The sequence below is a fragment of the Spirosoma aerolatum genome (assembly GCF_002056795.1).
Lineage (GTDB): Bacteria > Bacteroidota > Bacteroidia > Cytophagales > Spirosomataceae > Spirosoma > Spirosoma aerolatum.
This window is the reverse complement of record NZ_CP020104.1, coordinates 5,628,303-5,652,143: the sequence shown is the minus strand read 5'-3', so window position 1 is coordinate 5,652,143 and position 23,841 is coordinate 5,628,303. Positions and strand designations below refer to the sequence as shown.

16 protein-coding genes are annotated in these 23,841 nt (G+C 50.6%); 10 read left to right on the top strand and 6 right to left on the bottom strand.

Going from position 1 to position 23,841, the window contains the following annotated elements; all coding sequences use genetic code 11:
- Positions 1-49 precede the first annotated feature (49 nt).
- Together B5M13_RS23385 and B5M13_RS23380 are read right to left on the bottom strand one after the other, a co-directional pair.
- Positions 50-2,923 carry a PVC-type heme-binding CxxCH protein gene (locus B5M13_RS23385; RefSeq protein ID WP_155297318.1) on the bottom strand — a complete coding sequence of 958 codons (2,874 nt, stop codon included), beginning with the start codon at positions 2,921-2,923 and terminating at the stop codon, positions 50-52.
- A gap of 77 nt (positions 2,924-3,000) precedes the next feature.
- Positions 3,001-3,684 (bottom strand): 3-keto-disaccharide hydrolase, encoded by a 684-nt coding sequence (locus B5M13_RS23380; RefSeq protein ID WP_080057964.1) that lies wholly within the window; start codon positions 3,682-3,684, stop codon positions 3,001-3,003.
- Between the two features lie 178 nt (positions 3,685-3,862).
- On the opposite strand from B5M13_RS23380, the gene B5M13_RS23375 reads away from it, so the two are divergent.
- From B5M13_RS23375 to B5M13_RS23340, 8 genes are all read left to right on the top strand, one after another.
- Positions 3,863-4,363 carry an EVE domain-containing protein gene (locus B5M13_RS23375; protein ID WP_245859452.1) on the top strand — a complete coding sequence of 167 codons (501 nt, stop codon included), beginning with the start codon at positions 3,863-3,865 and terminating at the stop codon, positions 4,361-4,363.
- Positions 4,356-5,222, top strand: coding sequence for an alpha/beta fold hydrolase (locus tag B5M13_RS23370; RefSeq protein ID WP_080057963.1), 867 nt, complete (start codon positions 4,356-4,358; stop codon positions 5,220-5,222). The genes B5M13_RS23375 and B5M13_RS23370 overlap by 8 nt, the downstream gene beginning before the upstream one ends.
- A gap of 158 nt (positions 5,223-5,380) precedes the next feature.
- A complete protein-coding gene (locus tag B5M13_RS23365; RefSeq protein WP_080057962.1) occupies positions 5,381-6,079 on the top strand; it encodes an RNA polymerase sigma-70 factor in 699 nt (232 codons plus the stop codon).
- Entirely contained in the window at positions 6,076-7,080 is a 1,005-nt protein-coding gene (locus B5M13_RS23360; protein ID WP_080057961.1) for a FecR family protein, read from the top strand. The genes B5M13_RS23365 and B5M13_RS23360 overlap by 4 nt, the downstream gene beginning before the upstream one ends.
- Before the next feature lie 36 nt (positions 7,081-7,116).
- Positions 7,117-10,608 carry a SusC/RagA family TonB-linked outer membrane protein gene (locus tag B5M13_RS23355; RefSeq protein ID WP_218919461.1) on the top strand — a complete coding sequence of 1,164 codons (3,492 nt, stop codon included), beginning with the start codon at positions 7,117-7,119 and terminating at the stop codon, positions 10,606-10,608.
- Positions 10,609-10,647: 39 nt separating this feature from the next.
- Positions 10,648-12,111, top strand: coding sequence for a RagB/SusD family nutrient uptake outer membrane protein (locus tag B5M13_RS23350; protein WP_080057960.1), 1,464 nt, complete (start codon positions 10,648-10,650; stop codon positions 12,109-12,111).
- 56 nt (positions 12,112-12,167) lie between these two features.
- On the top strand, positions 12,168-13,238 hold the full coding sequence (locus B5M13_RS23345; RefSeq protein WP_245859451.1) for a cellulase family glycosylhydrolase: 1,071 nt from the start codon (positions 12,168-12,170) through the stop codon (positions 13,236-13,238).
- Positions 13,239-13,256: 18 nt separating this feature from the next.
- Positions 13,257-14,975 (top strand): arylsulfatase, encoded by a 1,719-nt coding sequence (locus B5M13_RS23340; RefSeq protein WP_245859450.1) that lies wholly within the window; start codon positions 13,257-13,259, stop codon positions 14,973-14,975.
- Positions 14,976-15,129: 154 nt separating this feature from the next.
- Here the strand turns inward: B5M13_RS23340 and B5M13_RS23335 are convergent, their stop codons facing one another.
- Entirely contained in the window at positions 15,130-15,930 is an 801-nt protein-coding gene (locus B5M13_RS23335; protein WP_080057959.1) for a ferritin-like domain-containing protein, read from the bottom strand.
- Between the two features lie 14 nt (positions 15,931-15,944).
- Positions 15,945-16,661: a ferritin-like domain-containing protein gene (locus tag B5M13_RS23330; protein WP_317046941.1), complete on the bottom strand. Its 717-nt coding sequence runs from the start codon at positions 16,659-16,661 to the stop codon at positions 15,945-15,947.
- 317 nt (positions 16,662-16,978) lie between these two features.
- Here B5M13_RS23330 and B5M13_RS23325 point away from each other — a divergent pair, with 317 nt between their 5' ends.
- Positions 16,979-17,437 (top strand): response regulator, encoded by a 459-nt coding sequence (locus B5M13_RS23325; protein WP_080057957.1) that lies wholly within the window; start codon positions 16,979-16,981, stop codon positions 17,435-17,437.
- A gap of 624 nt (positions 17,438-18,061) precedes the next feature.
- Entirely contained in the window at positions 18,062-19,579 is a 1,518-nt protein-coding gene (locus tag B5M13_RS23315; RefSeq protein ID WP_080057955.1) for an amidase, read from the top strand.
- Positions 19,580-19,649: 70 nt separating this feature from the next.
- Here B5M13_RS23315 and B5M13_RS23310 read toward each other — a convergent pair whose 3' ends face one another.
- Together B5M13_RS23310 and B5M13_RS23305 are read right to left on the bottom strand one after the other, a co-directional pair.
- Positions 19,650-20,891 (bottom strand): MFS transporter, encoded by a 1,242-nt coding sequence (locus tag B5M13_RS23310; protein WP_080057954.1) that lies wholly within the window; start codon positions 20,889-20,891, stop codon positions 19,650-19,652.
- A gap of 128 nt (positions 20,892-21,019) precedes the next feature.
- Positions 21,020-23,785 (bottom strand): outer membrane beta-barrel protein, encoded by a 2,766-nt coding sequence (locus B5M13_RS23305; RefSeq protein WP_080057953.1) that lies wholly within the window; start codon positions 23,783-23,785, stop codon positions 21,020-21,022.
- Positions 23,786-23,841: the final 56 nt, after the last annotated feature.

Below are 23,841 nucleotides of genomic sequence, written 5' to 3'. Positions count from 1 at the left end.
GTTATATAACCATCTGTCGGGGCGTCCGTGCGGTTCTATCAGTCTAAAACTATTCACCCAATACCTTGGCGATCAATGCCTGAATTTCGTGGTTCTCGTGCGAGTGTTCGAGCTTGCCCACGCGATCGTTAAACTCTTTCAGCAGCTTTTTCGAGTCGTCGGTATTGATGGCTCCGATTCGCTGAATCATGTAGTTCAGATGCTTCGGCATTTTTGACTTCTGCGCCAGATCCAGCGCCCGTTTCATGTCGACAGCGGCCAGCGGTTCGGTAGCGTACCACAGCATAAGCGGCTGGTTATGATCGTCTTTGTCCTGCGCCTTTTGCACGAGGGCATACAGTACATCCCATCGCTGACCCGGATCAATTCGACCCATTGCCGAAGCCAGATACATCCGAACCATGGCCGAATTGTCGTTTTGCGCCATTGCTGTAAACTGTTTCAGGGTTTCGGGCGAAACGGTTTTGTCTTCGGCCAGCAACTGAATGGCCCAACTCCGTACATATTCGTTTTCGTTCGAGAGCAGGTCGTTCAGTTCTTTGTCGGTTAGCCCCTGCGTAACGTGCAAGGCCCAGAGCGCCCGTAGTTTACGGGTTGCATCGGGGTTTTGGGTCAGAATCTCTTTCAGCGCCTTATGGACTTTTTTGTTCGGGCCACGCTCCTGCAAAATGGTTCGGGCCTGCCGTACATACCAGTCGTTCGGGTTCAGTTGTGCCTTCACCAGCTCCATATCCGACGCCTTCCGCAGATCGACCTGCACCCACTTATCATTTTCATGGCTCAGCTTGAATATCCGGCCCATCGTTTTGTCGTGTACGTCGGGATTAGGGCTGTGGCACTGGTTTTTGTCGTACCAGTCGATCACCCAGACCGAGCCGCTGGCATCGTATTTAAAGTTGAGCCACTGCGACCACGAATCATTCATGACAATAAAATCGGGCTTGTGCGACACCACATAACCAGTGCCCGAACGGGCCGGATGGTCTCTGTTGAACCGGGCTCCGTTGATGTTGTTCATGAAAATATCGTTACGATACTCCTGTGGCCAGCTATTGCCGAGGTAGATCATGGCTCCCGAATGGGCGTGACCACCACCCGCCGAGGCCGACCGAAAATTGCCCGCATGAGGGCCACGCTCGCCTACCCAGTGCACATGGTCGGCGTGGGTTTTGATGTCGTCGTAGGTATAGGGGTTGAAATGTTTTCCGGCCTGTCGCTGGTAACGCCCGCCCTGAATCATGTGGTACATGTGCGGAATTACGCAGGCCGTTATGAACGCATGACCGTAATCGTTGAAATCGAGTCCCCAGGGGTTGCTGGTTCCTTCGGCAAAGAGTTCGAACTTGTGTGTGGTCGGATGATAACGCCAGACGCCCGCATTCAGTTTGGTCCGTTCCGAATCAGGGGCACCCGGCTTGCCAACGTTGGAGTGCGTAAACACACCGTGAGTGCCATACAGCCAGCCATCGGGACCCCAACGCAGACTGTTGAGTGTTTCGTGGGTGTCTTCAAGCCCCCAGCCATCGAGCAGTTTTTGGGGTGGCCCCAGCGGTTTGTCGGTTTTGAAATCGGCCGGGATAAAGAGCAGGTAGGGAGCGGCACCGACCCACACACCACCCATACCGACTTCCATACCACTGACCAGATTTAGCCCTTCGATGAACACTTTCTTGCTGTCGAGCGTGCCGTCGCCGTTGGTATCTTCAAAGATAAAAATCTTATCGCGGCCCTGGCCTTCGGGAGCTGGAACGGGGTAGGTGTGCGATTCGACCACCCAAAGCCGCCCGCGCCAGTCTACCGTAAAGCAAATGGGTTTCACAATGTCGGGTTCCGAAGCGGCCAGCGTCATTTTAAAGCCATTGGGCAGGGTCATGGCCTGAGCTGCTTTGATGCCCGAAAGGCCTGCGTTCAGGACCGGATCGAGCGGAGGCAGAATAATAATGTCTTTCTGTTTCAGCTCATTAGGGAACGTTGGACGAGTCGCGTAGAACTGAAAATCATCGAAATTGATGTGTGCCCATTTGTCGTGCGGGATGTATGGAATCTGCGAAATTCCCGTTTCGTTGTCGATGATGCGGATGTAAATATCCTGATTCAGGAAAGGCTGCAAATCAACCACAACGGGCTGAAGCGTGGCACGGCCTTGCCCGGTGCTGTGAAAAATAACCTTGTTGGTACTGGCCTGTACAAGTTCGACGCGGGTATCCTGCAACGCTCCCCCCGACACGTTAAAGGCAGCAAAGGGCTGCGTGACCGTAAAGGGGACGGATGTTAAGGTGCCCGTCTGTTTGGCATTGGCCGTGCCGCCACTACTCAGAAAATACTTCCCGTGGAAACCAATGTGCATGTCTTTTTCATGCACAGGTGAGGGATCATCCTGCCCGAAAACCGGGTTGCTAAATGCATCGCCGGTGGCGGTCCAGTCTTTCAGCGTACCCGTTTCAAAATTCAGGTTGAGTGGCTGACCGTTTTTCATGGGCGTCTGACCGGCAACGGTGGCATCGTTTACAGAGCCTTCAACCACCTCGAAGTTACCGACCATGCCAGCCGCCCGGTGGCCCGGAACGGTGCAGTAATAGGTGTCGTTTTTGTCCGCTTTGAAGGTAATACTGGCTTTGGTGCCCTTTTCCTGAAGCGTCTTACTCTTGATACCCAGCTTTTCGAGGGCAATATCGTGGGTCATCAACTCGCCATTGGTGATCGTGATGCGGACCCGGTCGCCCTTGTTGGCTTTCAGGGTGGGATTACGGGCACCGTCCTTGGCGAAAAAGCCCAGCATAGTAGCTTCCAGCGCATACTCCCGGTCGACTTTTGCCGTGTCTGGAGTCGCAGATTTGGTTTTGGGCGATTGGGCTAAAACAAGTGTTATGGGTAGTAAAAAGGCCGCAACCGCTGAAGGTATACGATGACGGAGATTAGGCATAGGAATAGGTTTTTGATTCTGGCAGGATTTACAGGATTTTCAATCAATAAATCCTGTAAATCCTGCCAGAAAGAATATTAAAACTCGTTTATCGTCAGGTCTCTAAATTCAACCTGGGCTACACCACCGCTGTGTATCTGGACGGCAATCACGCCCTTCTTGGGGATTTTACTGTCCTGCTCTATATAGTCGCAGGTTTTTACACCATTAATATACAGTTCGTGATGGTTGCCTTTGCAGCGGATGATGTAGCTGTTCCAGCCGTCTTCTTTCAAAATATGTTTGAGCGTTCGCAGATCACCACCAACCAGTTTCTCCCGGCGGTGTTCGTCATACAGGTCACCCCAATAGCCATTGCCAATATCGGCCTGATAACCAATGATTTTTGTACCCTCAATAATCGACCGATACTGAATGCCGCTGTTGATCATCCCCGTTTTAGGATCACCGTAGAGCCGGAACAGGCAACGAAATTCAAAATCACCGTACTCCTTAAGCGTATGTAGGTAGGTATTTTCCGGTATCTTGTTAACACCATCACCACTATGAATTACGCTGTCTTTTACCGACCACCAACTGGCCTGCGCCGGATCAACGGTTTTCCAGCCGTTCAGCGTTTTACCGTCAAATAAGGAGACGGCTTTCACCGACGATTGAGCAAAAAGGGGAAACGTAGCTGAAAACAGAGCAATAAAAAGCAGAGAGAGCCACCGCTGTAAAAGACCCGGTTTACGTAAAGAAAGATTCCAGACAGAAAACATTCGTTCAGGATTTAGGTAAAATCTGGGTATATAAAGTGCCGAAAGCAATCCGATTACTCATTCTATTTCGTAAGCAGACAACTGGATGGTGGGTGTTAGGTAAGTTACTCAATAATACCATTCGCTAATAATCTGCCGAACAGTAATTATTTGATGGATAGCCCTTAACCTATCGAAAATGGAAGCGATCCGCTGCGAAAGTCGGAAAAATATCGGTTATTGGGGACGAGAAAAAACAGGCATGAACGAGTCTCAACAATACTGGATTGCCGTTGCTTCGAAAGACCACGTCATGCGGGGTGTTTCGGGTGGATTTATACAGGCGAATCACGGGAAAAAAGCCCCGTTGCAACGGACAAAGCCCGACGACTGGGTAATCTTTTATTCGCCTAAGCAGGTACTGGAACAGGACGAAAAATGCCAGTCGTTTACCGCTATCGGACAGGCGACCAACGAAGCGATTTACCAGGTCACTATGACCGACGATTTTGCCCCATTCCGGCGTAACGTCCGATTTTATGATTGCCGGGAAGCGTCGATACTGCCGCTAATCAACGACCTTGATTTTATTCAGAACAAGAAATCCTGGGGATACCCGTTTCGCGTTGGTTTTTTTGAAATCGGGAAAAAGGATTTCGACCTGATCCGTAAACAAATGCTCAACGATACGCATGAATAACATGGAAAATGCTTCCGCTTTTCAGCACCAGCAAATCAAAGTAGAAGGTGTGTCGCTACACGTAGTTTCTAACACCTGCACCCACAAACCGCCTGTACTGTTTCTGCATGGATTTCCCGAAAATTGGCAGTCTTTTGACGTGATCATGACGGGGCTTCAGACCGATTTTCATGTGATAGCCCTTGATTTACCCGGCATTGGCCAATCCGAGAAAATTGCTGGCAATGACAAAAAGACCATTGCGACGTATGTGAAAGGCGTGATCGATGCGCTGGGGTTGAGTGAAGTAACGTTGGTCGGGCACGATGTTGGCGGCATGATTGCGTACGCCTACTTGCACACCTACCCAAATGAACTGGCGAAAGCGGTTATCATGAATGTAGCGGTTCCGGCCATCGATCCCTGGGCACGGGTAAAGCAGAATCCGAATGTCTGGCATTTTCGGTTCAACACCATTCCCGACCTGCCCGAAACGTTGGTGATGGATCGGCAGCGACCATTTTTCGACTACTTCTTCAACACCATATCGGCGAAACCAGACCAGATTACGGAGCAGGCCCGGAACACCTATGCCGGCGCCTACACAGGTTACGACGCCCTGCGCACGGCTTTCGAATGGTACCGAGCCTTCCCTCAAGATGAAAAAGACAATGAAGCCACAAAAGATCAGACCATCACAACCCCGGTGCTATACCTGCGGGGTGAGCATGAATATGGCAATATGGACGAGTATCTGAATGGTTTTCGGAGTGGCGGTTTGGCCAACATACAGGGGCAACTGATTACCGGCAGTGGCCACTACGCTCCCGACGAAGCTCCCGGCGACGTGGTGCGCCTATTGAAGGAGTTTTTGAGATAGGTGATTCAATGGGTAATATGGTTTTCCGGGACGCGTTCGAAACGGAACCGTTTTACACGAATAAAGAAATAATTAAAAAAAATCGTTAAATCGACTAAGGGATAAAGCTGGATTTGTGGACTTAATAGTATGCAGGTTACCTCTATCTGCCTTGATCTATGTCCGAAAATCTACCTGGTCGATCCAACGTTCCCAATCCGTTTCATAAACCGGAGGCTGAGCCTATGGTCATGGATGCCGAATTCCTGATTCGGCAAACGTTTGAAACCGATGCTCGTCGCGGTTATGAACTGCTGTTCCGGCGTTATTACCGGGCGTTGTGCAGCCAGGCAGTTCGGTTTGTGCATTCGCGCACCATAGCCGAAGATTTGGTGAGCGAGGTGTTTTTCAGTTTCTGGAAAAATCAGGTACATCAGCATATTACCACGACCTATCAGGCTTACCTGTATTCGGCGGTGCGAAAGCGGGCCTATACCTACCTACGCCAAGAGTTTCAGCAGGAATCGATCCCGGCAGTTGAAACCGAAGAAACCGATACACTAGCGGTGCTGAATCCCGAGCAACTTCTTCAGTATACTGAGCTTTATCAGCGGATTGAAAAGACCGTTCGGGCCTTACCTCCCCAGTGTCAGCGCGTGTTTGTGATGAGCCGCTTCGAGGGAAAGAAGCATCGCGAAATTGCCGATGAACTTCAGATTTCGCCTAAGACCATTGAAGCACACTTAAGCCGGGCGCTCTCGCAACTGCGGCAAACACTTCAGTTAGGTCTGTTCTGCTGGCTAACGGCCATTCTCTTTGTTCAACCATCCACCCAACCGAGCCATCCTGTATCGGCGAAAACCGTTGTAACCCAATGAAACCGGCCACTATGAGAGAAACGCTGTTCGAGCACTTTGCAGGACGCTCAACGGCCCTGCAACGAACGATGATTGCTGACTGGCTACAGGAGCCTGCCAATCAGACGCAATATGTAGCCTGGCTTGATGAGTGGGAGCAGCAGCATTTGCAATACCTTGCCGACGAAGACACCGCCTTTCATCAACTGACAAGCCGTATTGAAGCCTGGAAACAACAGCAGCAACCTGTCTATGAACCTGATCAATTGCCCACAATTCGCCCGCTGATTAGTCGACCCTGGTGGCTGGCTGCAGCTGTCGTTACCTTATGCCTGCTGGCAGGAGGGTATGCAGGCCGGGAAAAATTATTGTACCAAACTGTTGAAACAGCATTTGGCGAAACTCGGCAGGTGATTCTCCCGGATGGATCACAGGTAACGCTCAATGCCCATTCCTCACTTCGGATTCCAAGGTTCGGTTTTGTCAATAAAACGCGGGCGGTGTGGCTAACCGGCGAGGCCGCCTTTTCGGTCAAACATACGCTTACGCATCAACGCTTTGTGGTGCATACGAACCGGGGGGTTGAGGTTGAAGTGCTGGGAACGGAATTTGACGTATATGATCGGCCGGGGGGCACAAAAGTGGTATTGAGCAAGGGGGCTATCCAACTCAATTATACCAATACCGCCAAGCCCATTCGGCAACTGCGGCTGAAACCGGGCGATGCTGTACAGGTTGATTCTGCAGGGCATTTAACCCAGACCCACACAGCGGAGCCTGAGATCAGTACTGCCTGGCTCAACCATCGATTTGTATTTAAGAGTACATCTGTTCGTGAAATCGCGGAGCTTCTGCGCGATACATATAATCTGCGCGTGGTGTTGAAAAACAGCGATTTAGCCAGCCGGACCGTTACGGGCTCCTTTGAGGCTAACAATGCCGACGAGTTTCTGCAAGTAGTGGCAGAACTACTGGAAATCAACTACAAACAGAAAGACAACACGGTCACTTTTTTCGAATAACCTACTGACTTCCTTATCCCTTACTACCTAGTACCTATGCGTTCACGTTTAACCAACACTACGCTGTCAGGTCTGCTTGCGGGTGTGTTGCTGAGCGGGCCACAACTCGCTAGCAGCCAGACCATCGCTATGGCCCGACAACAGACCCGCGCAACGGCGACGTCGCCCATCGTTGTGACCCGTCGACTGGCCGATGTTCTGGGCGATCTGAAAAATCGGTATCAGACCGACATCCTATTTGAAGATCGGACCATCGCCAACTTAACCGTACCGGCGGATATTTTGGCTGGAAGCCCATCACTGGAAAATGCGTTGAGTCGTCTGTTAAAGCCGTTTAACCTGCGATATAAACAGGTGAAGCCCGGCACATGGGTAGTGTTGAATCGAAAAGTATCAGCCACTTCAGCCGATGACCGATTGCCCATAACCTCATCGGCCGAGCCAGGGTTGTCCGAGACGAATCCGCTCAATACGAGTCAGTCCGTTTCAACTACGGCATCGATCATGGTTGTGCCCGAAGATATTTCCATTAGCGGAACGGTTCGGGGGAGTGATAGCAATGGTCCGTTGCCAGGGGTGAGTGTGGTTGTGAAAGGTACTAACCGGGGTACCACAACCGATGCGAATGGTCGTTATCAGATTAGTGTTCCCGAACCGGCTGGCGGGGCATCAACACTTACGCTGGTGTTTTCCTACGTAGGATACGTGGCCCAGGAAGTGGTTGTCAATAATAGCTCCGAGATTAATGTCCAGCTTCAGGAAAACAATCAGTCGCTCAACGAGGTGGTTGTGGTGGGCTATGGTACGGTTCGTAAAAGTGATCTGACCGGTTCGGTCACATCGCTGAAAGCACAGGACTTGACCCGTGGCACCAATGTGAACTTGCAGCAAACGCTGATTGGCCGGTCGCCGGGGGTTCAGATTTACCAGAAAAGTGGCGAACCAAGCGCTACCATGAGCGTACAGATTCGGGGTATTACCTCCATTACGGGCAATAATGATCCGTTGTATGTAGTAGACGGGCTACCCGTCAATGACGGTACCGCTATCGGGTCGGCTAGTGCTGGAGGAACAACCAGTAATCCTAACAATCGGACGCCGTTGAATAGTCTGAATCCATCTGATATTGAGTCCATTGAGATTCTGAAAGATGCTTCAGCTTCGGCAATTTACGGGTCCAGGGGGGCTAATGGCGTGGTAATCATCACCACAAAAAAAGGGAAAGATGGCAAGTTGAAAGTGGAGTATAATGGTACCTACGGCGTACAGAAAGTGGCTCATACCCAACAATTCATGACAGGCGATGAGTATACAAGAGTCATTAACGAAATCATCGACCTGGGCAAACTGAGCACTCCCAAAGTGGCGGGGCCAAACGCCAATACAGACTGGCAAAGTCTGTTGCTGCGCGAAGCACCTATTCAATCGCACGACCTGTCGTTTAGCGGAGCGGGTGGCAATACCAAATACTATATCTCGGTAGGGTACTTCAATCAGGATGGTATCATGCTGAAATCGGGCACTCGTCGGTACAACGCCCGCATGAATCTGGAGAATGGGGTTGCGCTAAAATATAACGTAGGACTTAGCCTGACGACCTCCTATACCCGCGATTATTACAACGCTACCGGCGTAGGGCTGAACGACAACGCCAGTGCTCTGTATATGGCGCAGAATTACGACCCAACGGCGCCCCCATATAATGCCGATGGCTCATTTTACCGCTCCCCATTAATGGCCCCAATGGACAATCCACTGGCCGTGATCAATGGGCAATATGGTATGGGCGACACCTACCGTACCTTTGGAAACATTTATGCCGAATACTTTCTGATGCCTTCATTATCAGCCAAAGTGCGGGTTGGTGTTGACCTGAACGATAACCAGCGGTATTTCTGGATTGATCCGACGACCTTAACCGGGTTGTCGTACAACGGCTATGCTGACGTACGCGATGGGAAACGGAGTTACTATCTGGCCGAAGGAACGCTGAACTTCAACAAGGAATTTAAGAATCACCGCATCGTTGCCGTTGTCGGGTCTACCTATGAGCGGTATACATCCAGCTCGCTGATCGCCAATTCCCGCTCCTTTGCCCTGCCCGACCTGACGTTCGATGCACTCGGTACCGGCGACAATACACTAAATGGCGTGGGCAGTGGTCGTCAGGAAAACAAGCTGGTTTCGTTTCTGGGGCGTGTCAATTACTCTTTTATGGGTAAATACCTGATTACAGCGTCGCTCCGGGCGGATGGCTCTGCCCGTTTCGGTCCAAACAAACAGTTTGGCTATTTCCCATCGGCAGCTGTGGCCTGGCGCATACAGGATGAAGATTTTCTGAAAAATAGCCAGACCATTAGTGAGTTGAAATTTCGGGCTAGTTACGGTGCTACGGGGAATCAGCCGACGGCCAACTACCTCTATTTTTCGACCTACTCGGCGGGACGTAATGCCGTATTCAATGGCACTAAGGTTAGCTCGTTGCAACCATCGCGTAGTGCCAATCCCGATTTACAATGGGAATCGGCGGTTCAGGCCGATATAGGTATCGATTTCGGTTTCTTCAACGGTCGGCTGAGTGGTAGTCTGGACTACTATAACCGCAAGACGTCCAATCTCTTGTACGACATTCCGCAACCCGCCAGCACCGGCTTCGGAAGCCGCACCGAGAACGTGGGTAGTATGCGTAATACAGGCCTGGAGTTTGCCCTGAAAGGTGTTGTGCTGAACAAATCGGACCTGAAGCTGGATGTGGGGTTCAATATTACAACGCTGAAGAACCGGGTATTGAGCCTTGGTAACGTCAGTCAGTCAATCGGGTCGGGACCAGGTAGTATCGGGCAGGTAAGCATTCTGAAACCGGGCGAATCCATCGGATCATTTTACGGCTACCTGGTTGATGGTGTATGGCAAACCGGCGATGATTTTGGGCAGGCACAAACCGGCGTTCGGCCCGGCGACCTGAAATACCGCGATCTGGATGGCAATAAAGTCATCAACGCCAGCGACCGGGTTATTCTGGGGAAATCGCTGCCCGATTTTTATTATGGATTCAATACCAGTCTATCCTACAAAGCTCTGGTGCTGGATGTATTTTTTGAGGGATCACAGGGAGCAAAAATGCTAAACAGCAGTCTGGTCGATTCATACTATCCAGTCGATTATCGGCGGAACAAGCTGGCCGTACCCTACCTGAATCGCTGGACGCCCACCAACCCCACCAACGACTACCCGTCGTTCCTACCCAACGATGTGCAGGGGCAACGGCAGGTGACCAACAAAACGGTGGAAGATGCTTCCTATTTGCGGTTACAGGCTATACGGATTTCGTACAAGTTGCCTTTGCCAAAAAATCGCTACATCAGCAGTGCATCGGTATTCGTAAACGGGCAGAACCTGGCCACATTTACGAAGTATACAGGAGCTGATCCAGCGGCCAATGCGCTGGGCGACAATATTTTGCGGATCGATTACAATACCTACCCCTTAACCCGAACCTTTACCGGCGGTCTGAACCTTCAGTTCTAATCCTGGAGCCAGTATGCGTTCGTCATCTCCTTGAAAACCATGAAAAAGACGTTCAATTATATTCTGCTTACTGGTTGCCTGCTTGCACTTGGCGCCTGCGAACAGGCGCTGGAAGTAACACCAAAGTCTGAATTCTCGCCCGGAAACGTCCTGACGTCCGAAAGTGGGATTAAGTCACTGCTATTCTCGGCCTATGCGCAGGAACAAACCCAGTCAAACTCCCGCTATGTCATCAACGATTCGGAAGTATGCACCGACATGGGTTTTAACACCGGCGGAGCCGAAAATGGACAGTTGATCACGATCATCAACTTTACCTGGGACCCGTCGTTGGGAACCTTCAATGATGATATGTGGGGCCCAAACTACCGATCTATTCGCGATGCCAACGGGGTGATCGAAAACATTGCTAATGTGAATACGACCGAAGCCAATAAAAAGCTGTATAAAGCAGAAGCGCGGGCACTTCGGGCGCAGGCGTATGCCAATCTGTACAGTTTCTTTGGTCCTGTTCCGCTCCGTATGTCGACCACTCAGCCCGGACAATTAGCCCGCGCAACGGATGCCGAAATGTTGAATTTTATCGAAACGGAACTGACGCAGGCTATTCCCGATTTGCCCGATCCCGGCAAGGAAGAAGCCTACGGCCGCTTGAATAAAGGCAATGCCACCGGAATTCTGGCGAAGTTTTTCCTGAATACCAAACAATGGCAGAAAGCCGCCGATGCGGCCAAAGCGGTTATCGATTTAAATTACTATTCACTGAATCCGAACTACGTAAACCTGTTTCGGATTGAAAACGAAGGCAGTAGCAACCGCGAGATGTTGCTGGCTCTACAATGCCGTACCGAAGACCCATTTGGCAACTGGTATCAGGCAGGTGCGTTGCCGCCTTCCTATAAAAGCAGCCCACAATTCCCGAACTACGTCTATAAATCGACCATGTCCAATTTTGCCACGCAGTACCGGTTACGGACGGCATTCACGAGCAGCTTTGCCCCCAACGACAAGCGGCTACAGCTCATCTGCACCAGCTACGTCAACAGCAGTGATCAAACAGTTGATCTATCGACGGGCGACAATGCCCGTAGCTTTAAATACTGGGATAACAATACGGTCGGCAACAACAGCGGTACTGATGTGCCGGTTATCCGGTATGCCGATATTCTGCTGACTCGTGCCGAAGCCCTAAATGAGTTGAACGGGCCAACAACAGAAGCGTTTACCTTGATCAACCAGGTTCGTACCCGCGCCGGTATCGCGAATCTGACCGCTGGCGATACACCAACCAGGGAAGCATTTCGTACGGCGATTTTTAAGGAAAGAGGCTGGGAGTTTTATTCAGAAGGCAAACGCCGGGAAGACCTGATTCGACAGGGAACCTTTATTTCGCTGGCGCAGGCTCGGGGTGTTACCAATGCCAAGCCCGAACGCGTCCTGTTCCCGATCCCGCAGGTAGAAATCGATGCCAACAAACTCTGTGTTCAAAACCCTGGATACTAAACCGATTGGCACTGGGAAGTCATTTGACTACAGAATGACCATAAAATGACAATCGAATGACTACAAAAAATATGAAGAGATTATTGACATGTATACTGTGTCTGGTTGTGGTAGTAAACCTGCAGGCGCAAACCAAATGGAGTACCGAAAAGGCGGCTCAGTGGTATCAGAAACAGGGTTGGGTGCGCGGCTGTAATTTTCAGCCCAGTACGGCTATCAATCAGTTGGAAATGTTTCAGGCGGCTTCCTTCGATCCACAAACTATTGACAAGGAACTGGGCTGGGCAGAAGGCTTGGGTCTGAACGTGATGCGGGTCTTTCTGCACCATGTGGCCTGGACATCCGACCCCAGTGGTTTCAAGAATCGATTGAATCAATACCTCCAGATTTCGCAGAAACACGGCATTAAGACCATGTTTGTGTTTTTTGACGATTGCTGGAACGACGAATACCATCCCGGTAAGCAACCCGAACCGAAGGTAGGTATCCACAACAGTGGCTGGGTACGCGATCCTGGTACCATGATCCTGAACCACCCCGACAGTCTGCCCATGCTCGAAAAGTATGTGAAGGATGTAATGACCACCTTTAAAAATGATGACCGTATTCTGCTGTGGGACCTGTATAACGAACCCGGTAATAACCAGTATTTCGGGAAAAGTCTGCCGTTGGTAAAAGCTGTTTTTGGCTGGGCTAGGGCCGTAAATCCGTCACAGCCGATCAGCGCAGGTGTCTGGAACTGGGGGGATAAGTTTAACGAACTGAATCAATTTCAGCTCGAAAACTCCGACATCATTACCTACCACCAATACGGCTATAGCGATAAACACAAGAACATAATCGGCGATCTGCGTCAGCACAACCGCCCCCTTATCTGTACCGAGTATATGGCTCGTCGGAATGGCAGTTTATTTCAGACAATTATGCCCATATTGAAACAGGAAAATATAGGAGCGATCAACTGGGGGTTTGTGGCCGGTAAAACCAACACCATCTACGCCTGGTCGACACCCATGCCGGATGGTAAAGAACCGGACCTCTGGTTCCATGACATTTATCGGAAAGACGGTTCGGCCTTCAGCGACGACGAAATCACTATCATTAAATCCTTAACCGGAAAAAAGTAACTGATTATCAATTTACTCATGCGTATGAAAAAAGGCCTGATTCTGGTGCCCATCGTATTACTAGCCACAGCCGCGCTTGTCCTGTTTAGCGGATTCGAGACAAAACGCCCGGATGCCCAACAACCACTGGCTGCTCGTAAGCCAAACATTATTGTGATTATGGCCGATGATATGGGCTTTTCGGATTTGGGTTGCTACGGGAGCGAAATTCAAACCCCAAATCTGGATTATCTGGCCAATAACGGTATTCGCTATACGCAATTTTACAATACGTCGCGCTGCTGCCCGACGCGGGCTGCGTTGCTGACAGGGTTATATAACCAGCAGGCCGGTATCGGAAAAATGACGGATCTGGAAGATGAACCCGGTTATCGCGGACACCTGACTGACAATACAGTTACGCTGGCCGAAGTGCTGAAGACAGCCGGTTACCGGACCGCCATGACGGGTAAATGGCATGTGTCGAACACTACTGTTCAGAAAGACCCAAAGGAGCAACTGGCCTGGCTGAACCATCAGAAAGAGTTTGGCGACTTTGCACCCCTCGATCAGTATCCAACCAATCGGGGTTTCGATAAATATTTTGGGAACATATGGGGCGTAGTCGATTTTTTTGACCCGTTCAGTCTGGTCAGTGGCACCAGGCCCATCAGGCATGTCCCTAAAAATTACTACCATACCGATGCCATCAACGACACCACGGTTGCCTATATTAAAGAATACGGGAATTCGTCAGCTCCGTTTTTTATCTACGTGGCCGAAACCGCTCCGCACTGGCCGCTAATGGCTTTGCCTGAGGACATTGTCAAATACAAAGACACGTACAAAGTAGGATGGGAGGCCATACGTAAAGCCAGGTATCAGAAAATGGCCAAACTGGGGCTAATTGATCCAGCCAAAACGCCATTGTCGAAACGCTTTCAGGATGACCTAACCTGGGAGGCTAATCCCGATAAGGAATGGGATGCGCAGGCAATGGCTGTTCATGCCGCCATGATCGACCGGATGGACCGGGGAATTGGTCGTATCATTAAAGCCCTGCGCGAAACTGGTCAACTTGACAATACGCTGATTCTGTTTTTGTCGGACAATGGAGCGAGCCCTGAAAACTGTGCCGCCTATGGTCCCGGCTTCGACCGGCCGAGTGAAACGCGGGATGGTCGGAAAATTGTATATGATCTGAAAAAGCAGATTATGCCAGGGGCTCAAACTTCGTATGCATCCATTGGGCAGCGTTGGGCCAATGTCGCCAATACACCGTACCAGTATTGGAAAGCCGAGTCGTATGAAGGGGGAATACACACGCCACTGGTTGCATTCTGGCCGGCTGGTATTACGGCCAAAAAAGGTAGCTACAGCGAACAGGTGGGGCATGTGATGGATTTTATGAGCACATTTGTCGAACTGGCCGGTGCGAAATACCCGGCTACCTACAAAGGCCACGCCATTACCCCCACAACCGGTATCAGTCTGGTGCCTTCATTTCAGGGAAAGGCAACAGCCGGGCATGGATCGCTGTTCAATGAGCATTTTGGTGCCCGCTATGCCCGCTCCGGCAACTGGAAACTCGTATCGGCCAGCCGCGATACTACCTGGCATCTGTTCGATCTGGCTACCGACCGAACCGAAACCCAGGATGTATCCGCTCAGCATCCCGATAAAGTACGTCAACTGGCATCCGAATGGCACCAATGGGCCAAAACACACCAGGTATTCCCTAAGCCAGGAAAGAAATAATGCTTGTCGCTACTCGATGCTCACCCGCAATACAATCGCGGGTGAGCATCGAGTTCAAAAAGCACGGATATACCCGTCAGGTGACAGGCAAGTAGGCCAGACAACGCCTAACCATACCTGACTATCACCTGACGGGTAAGTCAACTCCTACCTGCTAGGCCAGGAATGGCTTCACAATCTCCAGCACTTCTTCTTTAGTCAGTGGCTCGTCATAGGCCTCGGTAATGCCTTCCAGCGGTACCAGGCCATTCAGAATACCTGCCAGATTGATGTTCTTCTGGGTTACATTGTCTTCGCCCTTGTAGACCATAGCCCCTACGGCGGGTGGTAAACCCGATGGACTAGCCAGCGGAATCCAGCCTTTCTGACCGCGCAAAAACCGAATCCGGGCTGCGTGGGTGGCTTCGGTCGAGTGAATCTGCAAAGCAGTTTCCAGAATGGGCTTGGCGTTCATTAGGTTTGGAGCCTGCCCTTTATACGCCCGTACACCCGTATCTTCAAATGCCTGCGAAACAGCCGCGAAGGTCTGGAAATTGCTGAATACATCCGGGAACATACCCTTGGCCGTAAAATCAAACTTCGGTTCGGCAATGGCTTTAGAGCCCAATACCTTTTTGAGCAGTTTGACGTGGAGTTCTTCGTGTTGGCGAATGAGTTCAAAAGCAGGCTTATACTGCGAAGGAATCATAGTCAGGTTGTTGCCAATGTCGTAAAAACGATATTCGAGATATTCCAGCGTAAGGGCAAAATTGAGTACATCCACAACATTGTCGGGTAGCATCATGCCCTGTCCGTAGGCGTTATTGAGGGCCGATGCCAGAATGGTCGGTGCGGCAACGGCCACAGTCTTTTTGGTCAATGCGCTAAACAGTCCGCGACGGGAAACGTGTTCCATCCGGCCGATAAAGTCACCATCAACCTGTTCGAGTTCGTTGAATAGATTTTGTAAGTTCATGAGCTTAGCTAGGTTTAGGCGACGGCTGTCGGCAGATTACGACCATCGATTTTTTCAAGGATATATTTTTGCGCTTTGGGCAGCACTTCCGATGGCTCCATTTTGATGAACAGGCCGTCCATAACGATGTTGTCGCCCGAAAAAGCCGTTTGATTCATGTATTCCATCTCGCGAATGATGGCCACGTGCCGGGCTTCGAGTGACACAATTTTACCCGCAACTTTCAGGTTCTCAGGATCAGTCAGGTATTTACCACCACCTGTATACGCGGCTGTACCTACCTCGGCAAACATGCGGGAAGCCTCTAGCACGTCGGTACGCTGGCGGAAGTTGATACTGCTGAAATCGAAGGTTAGATCGGGGATACCGGCACCTCCCAGGGCGGTCCGGTAAAAGGCCCGGTGTGTTACCTCATGGTTGCGCAGATCCTGGAATATCTGCATTTCCATGGCAGTTATGCCTGAATAGGGATTCGCCAGAACCATTTCATAAAAACGAGCTTCAAGTTGCTCAAGAACGAAGGCGTAGTTCAGGATGCCCAGATCACCGCCAGGTAGTGTAATGATGTCGCCCGGTGCTGCGGCCCGTGCCCCGCTTGGACTCACTTGCAGATCCGCTGTGGAACAGGCCGTTAAAATACCACCGGTGACCGCTGCGGCTCCGACAGTTCGCAAAAACGATCGCCGTTGAACGGAAGCCGTCTCGGGCGCAGTTTGCGTAGAATTATGCATGTTTTTCATTGAGTAAATAAATAATTGTTAGTACTGCTGGACTTACACCGATTCGGGCTAACAGGTTATGTAAAGTGAGGAAATGGGGCTTTCCCGTAAGTCAGATACAGGAGATGAAACAAGGCCGGGAAGCCTCTGAATGATGGCCCATTCCCTCACTATTGTCCGGTGAAAGTCTAGACAGGCGGTTGTTAATATATAGATTCCTTATCATAATATGATTTGTGCGTAATAATTGACTATAAGCCTATTTAATTGGTAGGTTTTGGTTAATTTTACATACTAGCTTTATACCAACATTAACTGAAGAATAACGTATGCGGCAAAACTTAAAACGAGCCAAAGTGCTGGTGATCGATGACAACGCAGATCATTGGATGTTAATAAAAAAGGCTATGCAGCACTGCCTTCCCGAGGTGACACTTGTGCATGTCAGCAGTGTACAGGAGACACTTGAGCTACTTCAGGAGTGGAATACACAGGAGTGGGAACTGCCTCAACTTATTCTACAGGATTTATACCTTCCAACTCGGGAAGCCGGATGGCAGCTATTGGCCCAAATTAAGACGATGTCTACGTCCGTGAGTCGGATTCCGTTGATTATGTTCAGTTCATCCAACGATCATCTCGATATTGAAGAAGCCTACCACGCAGGTGTTTCTTCATATTTGATTAAACCTGTTGATTACGCTGATTGGGTGGCTTACTTTAATGAACTTCGTGCCTATTGGTGGGAAACCGTTACGTTACCCCCCGTTCAGTTTACAATATACTGAATTGATTGACAGGCTTCTGAATACGATCAAAGGCCTGTTATGTATTTGACGAAACTGAAGCGATCAACTTAGGGAGTTTGGCTACACTACATTGATTACTAACATGCTGTGATTCAATAAAAAGGAATGCAAATAAGCCTCGTTTGAAATGGTTAGCTGATGGTAAAAGCATAATGCTAATCGTAGGCTACACGTTGGCTTTCTTTACAAATACGGTTTCTACTCAGTTCTATAGTAGTTTTTCAGGGGCTGTGCACGAAACTATGATGATAGGGGGCATACTAGCCTTAGCGTATCTTATAACTTCCTGATAGGTAGTTATTAACAGCCCGGAATATCGATAAAAAATGGCTACTGGTTGCTCCTTAGCCGATTGGATTAGCTCGCTTTGTACAGGACTGGACCGGCACAGCCCACTATTTCTCAGATTCATCTTGGGATATTGGTAGAATAGCTCAGGCTTTGCGCTTCGCATAGCCGGAGCCATTATCTGCGTTCTGTGAGGATGCAGAAAGTGGTTGAGGAGTAATAGGTAGAATTCAGCGGTATTCTGTATTTTCGCTGGCAACGGCTTGTTCCTTAGCTTAGCCCGCAGCGTTCTCCATCCTCCTACACCCTATTGGTATGCAAACATCATCCCAACCCCAGACTTTACCGTTCGATGAGTACGTTAGCCGCGATGCCACCGCTCTGGCTGATCTTGTCCGAACGGGCGAGGTAACGCCGGCCGAGTTGCTGGAAACGGCCATTGTCCGTGCTGAGGCTGTCAATCCACAACTCAATGCCATCGTTACGCCCCTATACGACAAAGGCCGGGCTATGACAAAGGAGCTACCTGAGACTGCTCCCTTTCGGGGTGTTCCCTTTTTGCTGAAAGATCTGGAGCTGGAATGGTCCGGAACGCCCATGAAATCGGGTTGTCGGGGTTATCGGAACTATGTGTCGACGGCGGATAGTGAAGTGATTAAACGATTGAAAGCCGCCGGATTAGTTTTCTTTGGTAAAACCAATACGCCTGAATTTGGTCTGACACCGTATTCCGAATCGAAACTGTACGGCCCCGCCCGAAATCCCTGGAAACAGACACATTCGCCGGGTGGTTCGAGTGGTGGGTCGGCGGTGGCGGTGGCGGCTGGTATTGTTCCGGCGGCAACGGCATCAGATGGGGGCGGTTCTATTCGAATTCCGGCTTCGTGTTGTGGACTGTTCGGACTGAAACCGTCGAAGGGTCGGGTGACGCTGGGGCCTCGTTTTGGTGAGTTGTGGAACGGAGCGGTGACCGGACTCGCTGTTACCCGTAGTGTGCGGGATAGTGCCGCACTGCTCGATGCCATTGCAGGACCTATGCCCGGTGATCCGTATTTTCTGCCTGCACCTGAGCGACCATTTCGGGACGAAGTGGGTCGTGATCCGGATAAGCTGCGGATTGCGTTTTCTACCCAGCCACTAATGCCGGGCCAAACGATTGACCCCGAATGCATTCGGGCGGTTCAGGAAACGGTTAAACTGCTGGAAAAACTAGGTCACTCGGTCGACGAAATTCCGTTGCCTTATGAGAAAACCATTGTCACGGAAGCCTTCTTCGTGAATGTGCTGAGCGAAACAGCCGCTACCCTTCGCGAATTGGGTGAATATCTGGGCCGCCCGGTTCGGCGTGACGATGTCGAGCTAAATACCTGGGCGCAGGCCCGACTGGCTGAAGGGTTCTCGGCGGCTGATCTGGCCTATCAGAAACGGCGCTGGAATTCACTCAACCGAAGTATGGGGACTCTCCATGAAACTTATGACCTGTTTCTGACGCCAACCTTGCCACGCCCACCCATTGCCATCGGGACGTTTCAGAACAAAGCTTCGGAAGAGCGGCTCCTCAAACTGGTTGACTCGTTGGGTGGCTTAAAATACCTGAAAGGCAGCAAAACGGTCGAAGACCTGGCCGAGCGCTCGCTGGGTTATATTTCCTTCACGGTCATTACCAATATGACGGGCCAGCCCTCCATGTCGGTTCCTCTGCATTGGTCGGCAGACGGTTTGCCCATCGGTGTTATGTTTGCCGCCAAACTTGGTGACGAAGCCACCTTATTCCGACTCGCCAGCCAGCTAGAACAGGAGCGCCCCTGGTTTATGAAACGACCAACTTTGTAAGAAAAGGCACCCGACTCGTCCGCGATGCAATTGCGGACGAGTCGGGTGCCTGTAATACGATAGTTTAATTCTACTCGCTGTAATCCAGCTCTTTCCCATAGGTTTCTGCCATTGTAAAGAGGGACCAGAAGCCGAGTAAAAAACAAACCAGGGCGACGATAGCGGCCGATTCGATGACGCCCAGCGACGGCTTCATAGCCTGATAGGCCGGAATGCTTAGAAGGGTGGTAGCCCGGACATTGTTGGCTACTGAGGTCGTGGCGGTAGCGCGGAGGTTGGTGCCAAAACTCTCTGCCGTAATGGTCAGGAACATGGCGATGTAGCCGATGCTGAAGCCCATCAATAAGTAGCTGTTGTAAAACAGGCTGGTCGATTTTATGCCGCCGAACAGATAAATACCGACCAGAACCAGAGCAAGCCCCATCATCCACCCTATGGCACTCCGACGAGCTCGTAACCACTGGCTCAGTACCCCACTGAATAAATCACCAGCCACCGTGCCTACATACATGAGCATCAGACAACGACCTGGCTGGATCGCTTCGGTAATACCCAGTGCCTTCCCAAACTCGTTACCGAACGTAGCCAGAATACCAATGACAAAGTAGGTTGGAACGGCAATACCCATGCAGCGCAGGTAGCGGAGAACAGCAGTTTTGCTTCGGAACAACGCCCAGAAATTCCCCCGTGAAACGCCCGTTTCCTGCGTCCGTTTGAACATACCTGATTCCAGCACGCTCACCCGCATGAGTAGTAGTCCTAAGCCCAGTCCACCACCGACAAAATAGGTCGTGCGCCAGTCGAACAGGGTAACGGTGAAATACGCAACGACAGCCCCGAGTAAACCGACACTGGCTACCAGTGATGAGCCATAGCCGCGCAGATGCGGTGGCAGAATCTCGCTGACGAGTGTTATGCCTGCTCCCAGTTCGCCCGCCAGACCTAAGCCAGCAACAAAGCGGAGAATGGCATAGAGTTGCGGGTCATGGACAAAGCCACAGGCAATATTCGCTAACGAATAGGTGATGATACTGCCAAACAGAACCGACAACCTACCTCGTTTATCGCCCAGAATACCCCAGACAATACCACCGATCAACAGACCGGCCTGCTGATAATTGAGGATTTTACCGCCAATCAAGGAAATGTCGGCTTCCGACAGACCAATATCTTTCAGGCTAGGAACCCGCACAATGTTGAACAGTAGTAAATCATAGACATCGACAAAGTAGCCTAGAGCGGCTACAATAACGGGCAACGTAAAAAGCGGACGTAATGAATTTGACGGTGATACGGTAGCAGTTGGCGACATAAGAGGTAAGGAATAACAAGGTCGAATGTACGGCAAAAAACAGAACGCTGATTGTTACGCTGATTATGATTCGCACAGATTTTTATCCGTGTAAATCATAATCAGCGTAACAATCAGCGTTCTGTTTTTTAAATCCCAAACTTTCGCAGGTTGTAGACGAAACTTACTAGCAGATACCGACGAAGTATCCGACTCTGTACATCCTCAATATACGTATCAGTCGTGTTACGGGTAAGGCTACGGTTTTGATTCAGTAAATCGAACACCTGTATCCGTAATTCGCCCGTATTGCCTTTGAAGAACTGACGCGCCAGGGCCGCATTCCACAATACAAACTGCTGATTATAGCCTGCTGCCCGTCCGGTGGTGGCTGTATACGTTACGTCGCTGGTGAGGACGAGCCGGAAAGGTAACTTCCAGTACAGATCGGCCGTGGCATATTGCGACCAGAAGGTAGTATTCTGTTTGGGCAATAACGAATACGAAGCGGTTTGGTAGGCGAGATTACCACTCACACCGTATTCCAGACTGTTGTTGAAATTGGATTGTAACCGAACCCCCTGCCCTATACTGCTGGTTTTGGATTCGTTAGACAGGTCATTAATGAAACTAATGGCCCGGCTAAAGCTAGCATTAGTAGTTAATGTAAGGCCAATTTTCGATGGTTGAAGCGTTCGGCCTAAGGAGAATACGCCAGTGGCCGACCAGTATCCACCGGTATTGATGGGTTGGGTGGTTTGTATTCCGGCATTACTGATGGCCGTAGCCGTGGCGATCCGATTGTTGCTTTGATTCAGACTGGCGAATACGAACAGACTCTTGTTCCCCTGCCCACTAGAGCCATTGTAGGTCAGTGTCAGGCTGTTGTAAAATTCGGGGGCCAGCGCCGTATTCCCTATCCGGATGTTCAGCGGGTTGGTGTTGTCGATAATGGGCTGTAGCTGCGTGATTGAGGGCGCATTCAGGCGGGTTCGGTACTGGATTCGCAGGTTTCGGTTTCCAGAAAACGTGTAGTTGAACAGTGCATTGGGCAGTAAATTCAAGTAAGTCCGACGCTGGATGGTATCGACAGAGCGGTTGTTGGTCTGAAGCAGGGATTGCTGGACCTCCAGCCCAAGCGAATAGGTGTAGCGTAGCCGGCGGGTTTGCAACGTCGCTCCCGCCCGGTGCGTAGCAAAGGCACTAGTAAACGCATTGGAGAGCAGCGAATTGGTACGATCATAAAGGCCCGTCGATTCGTTGAGGTCGGCAACATGTCGGTCGGCTTGGTTACTGCTGAGCGAATAGATGTACTTGAATTCCAGTTTTTGGGTAAGCGACAACGGCTCTGTGTACGACAGCGTTAATGTATTTTGTAAGCCGTAACTCGTTTGGCAATTCTGTTGATTCAACCGATTGGTAAGTGGGTTCGTACCCGTTGAATCGTAAAAGGTGTTGGTCGTTTGATTGATTGCCTGTGTATCGCCATCGCCCAGTGTCGTATTCAGGTTAAGCGACAGGGTGCGCCCTTCCCGATGGAATTTTCGCATCAGCAGGAGGTTGTTGTACAGGTTGAGGCTGTTACCATCGGAACCATAACTCGTTTCACCCTTATTGACTAGTTTAGGCGTTGAACCAGGCAGTCCGGGTAAGGTCGACTGGCTGTTGTTCTGACTGCTGTAATCGCTGGTTTGCCACGATAGATTGGGGGTAAGCCGGAGGCTAGTCAGGGAGTCGAGCTGCCAGTCCAGGCGGGCGCTGTATCGATGCATTAACTGACGATTCTGCGACGAACTACTCTGGTCGGTGATGAGCGAATTTTCCGGCAAAACGCTCGTTCGGTAGCTTTGCTGATTGGATGTTGTAATGGCCTGATTTAGAAAGTAACTGGTTGCTATTTCGGCGTGTTGCCCCCATTTATCCCGATAATTGAGTCCACCGGCCCGTACCTCGACAACGTTTGTAGGTGTCTGTGGATTCCCCGACGGAGTACTACCTGGACTACCCACAAAAACGGGTCCCGATGCCGACGGATCGGCTAGGGTAAAGTTCTGCTGATTCAGGTTGTTGGCCTGCCCAATCAGCGAGAGTTGCCGACCATTGTTGAATCTATTCAGGTTCAACCGGGCCTGATAGCGATTGTCCTGCCCATCGCGGGCGGTACCCAGGCCGAGCGAATTTTGCCCGAAATAACCTTTGCGTTTATCTCGTTTCAAGGTCAGATTGATGGTGCGCTCACGATTACCATCGTCGATACCTGAAAACTGAGACTGGTCGGACGATTGATCGTACAACTGAACTTTATCGACAATATCAGCGGGCAGATTGCGGGTTGCCATTTTGGGATCGTTGCCAAAAAATGGTTTGCCGTCGACCAGTACCCTACTGACGGCCTGCCCCTGGGCTTTGATGTTGCCATCGCGACTCACTTCCATACCCGGCAGTTTACGAAGCAGTTCTTCCACCTGCGCATTGGGCTGCGTTTTAAACGATCCTGCATTGAACTCCAGCGTATCACCTTTTACAGCAATGGGCGTACTTTCCTGCCGAATTACCACTTCCTGAAGCTGATTACTCTGTTCGATCATGCGGAGTATGCCCAGGTTCAGAACAGGTTTTTCGGATGTAATGGTAAAGGGGCGGGATAGATTCCGATAACCCAGAAAGGTGATCAGAAGCCGGTAAGACCCTTTCGCCATAGTTCGCAATTCGAACAGTCCATCGCCGTCTGTAATGGTGGCCGTGATATAGCTCGAATCGCGGGCTGACAGCAAGGCAACAGAGGCTTGCCGGAGCGGTTTGCCACTCACCGAGTCGATGACAATGCCCCGAATTTCGGATTTGGTGGCACCCGTTTGAGCCCGCAGGTGTGTAGTAAGGCTGATGAAGAGGACAAGGAGCGAAAAAGATTTCATGGGATTGCTGAGGGCATGGGGCGAGGAGCGAGGTGTAGCGGGCAGGGATTGTAAGG

What these genes read in the sequence shown, in the direction of transcription:
- B5M13_RS23385 (WP_155297318.1), bottom strand. Translation starts at nt 2,923, where the DNA reads ATGCCTAATCTCCGTCATCGTATACCTTCAGCGGTTGCGGCCTTTTTA.
- B5M13_RS23380 (WP_080057964.1), bottom strand. Translation starts at nt 3,684, where the DNA reads ATGTTTTCTGTCTGGAATCTTTCTTTACGTAAACCGGGTCTTTTACAG.
- B5M13_RS23375 (WP_245859452.1), top strand. Translation starts at nt 3,863, where the DNA reads ATGGAAGCGATCCGCTGCGAAAGTCGGAAAAATATCGGTTATTGGGGA.
- B5M13_RS23370 (WP_080057963.1), top strand. Translation starts at nt 4,356, where the DNA reads ATGAATAACATGGAAAATGCTTCCGCTTTTCAGCACCAGCAAATCAAA.
- B5M13_RS23365 (WP_080057962.1), top strand. Translation starts at nt 5,381, where the DNA reads ATGTCCGAAAATCTACCTGGTCGATCCAACGTTCCCAATCCGTTTCAT.
- B5M13_RS23360 (WP_080057961.1), top strand. Translation starts at nt 6,076, where the DNA reads ATGAAACCGGCCACTATGAGAGAAACGCTGTTCGAGCACTTTGCAGGA.
- B5M13_RS23355 (WP_218919461.1), top strand. Translation starts at nt 7,117, where the DNA reads ATGCGTTCACGTTTAACCAACACTACGCTGTCAGGTCTGCTTGCGGGT.
- B5M13_RS23350 (WP_080057960.1), top strand. Translation starts at nt 10,648, where the DNA reads ATGAAAAAGACGTTCAATTATATTCTGCTTACTGGTTGCCTGCTTGCA.
- B5M13_RS23345 (WP_245859451.1), top strand. Translation starts at nt 12,168, where the DNA reads ATGACTACAAAAAATATGAAGAGATTATTGACATGTATACTGTGTCTG.
- B5M13_RS23340 (WP_245859450.1), top strand. Translation starts at nt 13,257, where the DNA reads ATGCGTATGAAAAAAGGCCTGATTCTGGTGCCCATCGTATTACTAGCC.
- B5M13_RS23335 (WP_080057959.1), bottom strand. Translation starts at nt 15,930, where the DNA reads ATGAACTTACAAAATCTATTCAACGAACTCGAACAGGTTGATGGTGAC.
- B5M13_RS23330 (WP_317046941.1), bottom strand. Translation starts at nt 16,661, where the DNA reads ATGCATAATTCTACGCAAACTGCGCCCGAGACGGCTTCCGTTCAACGG.
- B5M13_RS23325 (WP_080057957.1), top strand. Translation starts at nt 16,979, where the DNA reads ATGCGGCAAAACTTAAAACGAGCCAAAGTGCTGGTGATCGATGACAAC.
- B5M13_RS23315 (WP_080057955.1), top strand. Translation starts at nt 18,062, where the DNA reads ATGCAAACATCATCCCAACCCCAGACTTTACCGTTCGATGAGTACGTT.
- B5M13_RS23310 (WP_080057954.1), bottom strand. Translation starts at nt 20,891, where the DNA reads ATGTCGCCAACTGCTACCGTATCACCGTCAAATTCATTACGTCCGCTT.
- B5M13_RS23305 (WP_080057953.1), bottom strand. Translation starts at nt 23,785, where the DNA reads ATGAAATCTTTTTCGCTCCTTGTCCTCTTCATCAGCCTTACTACACAC.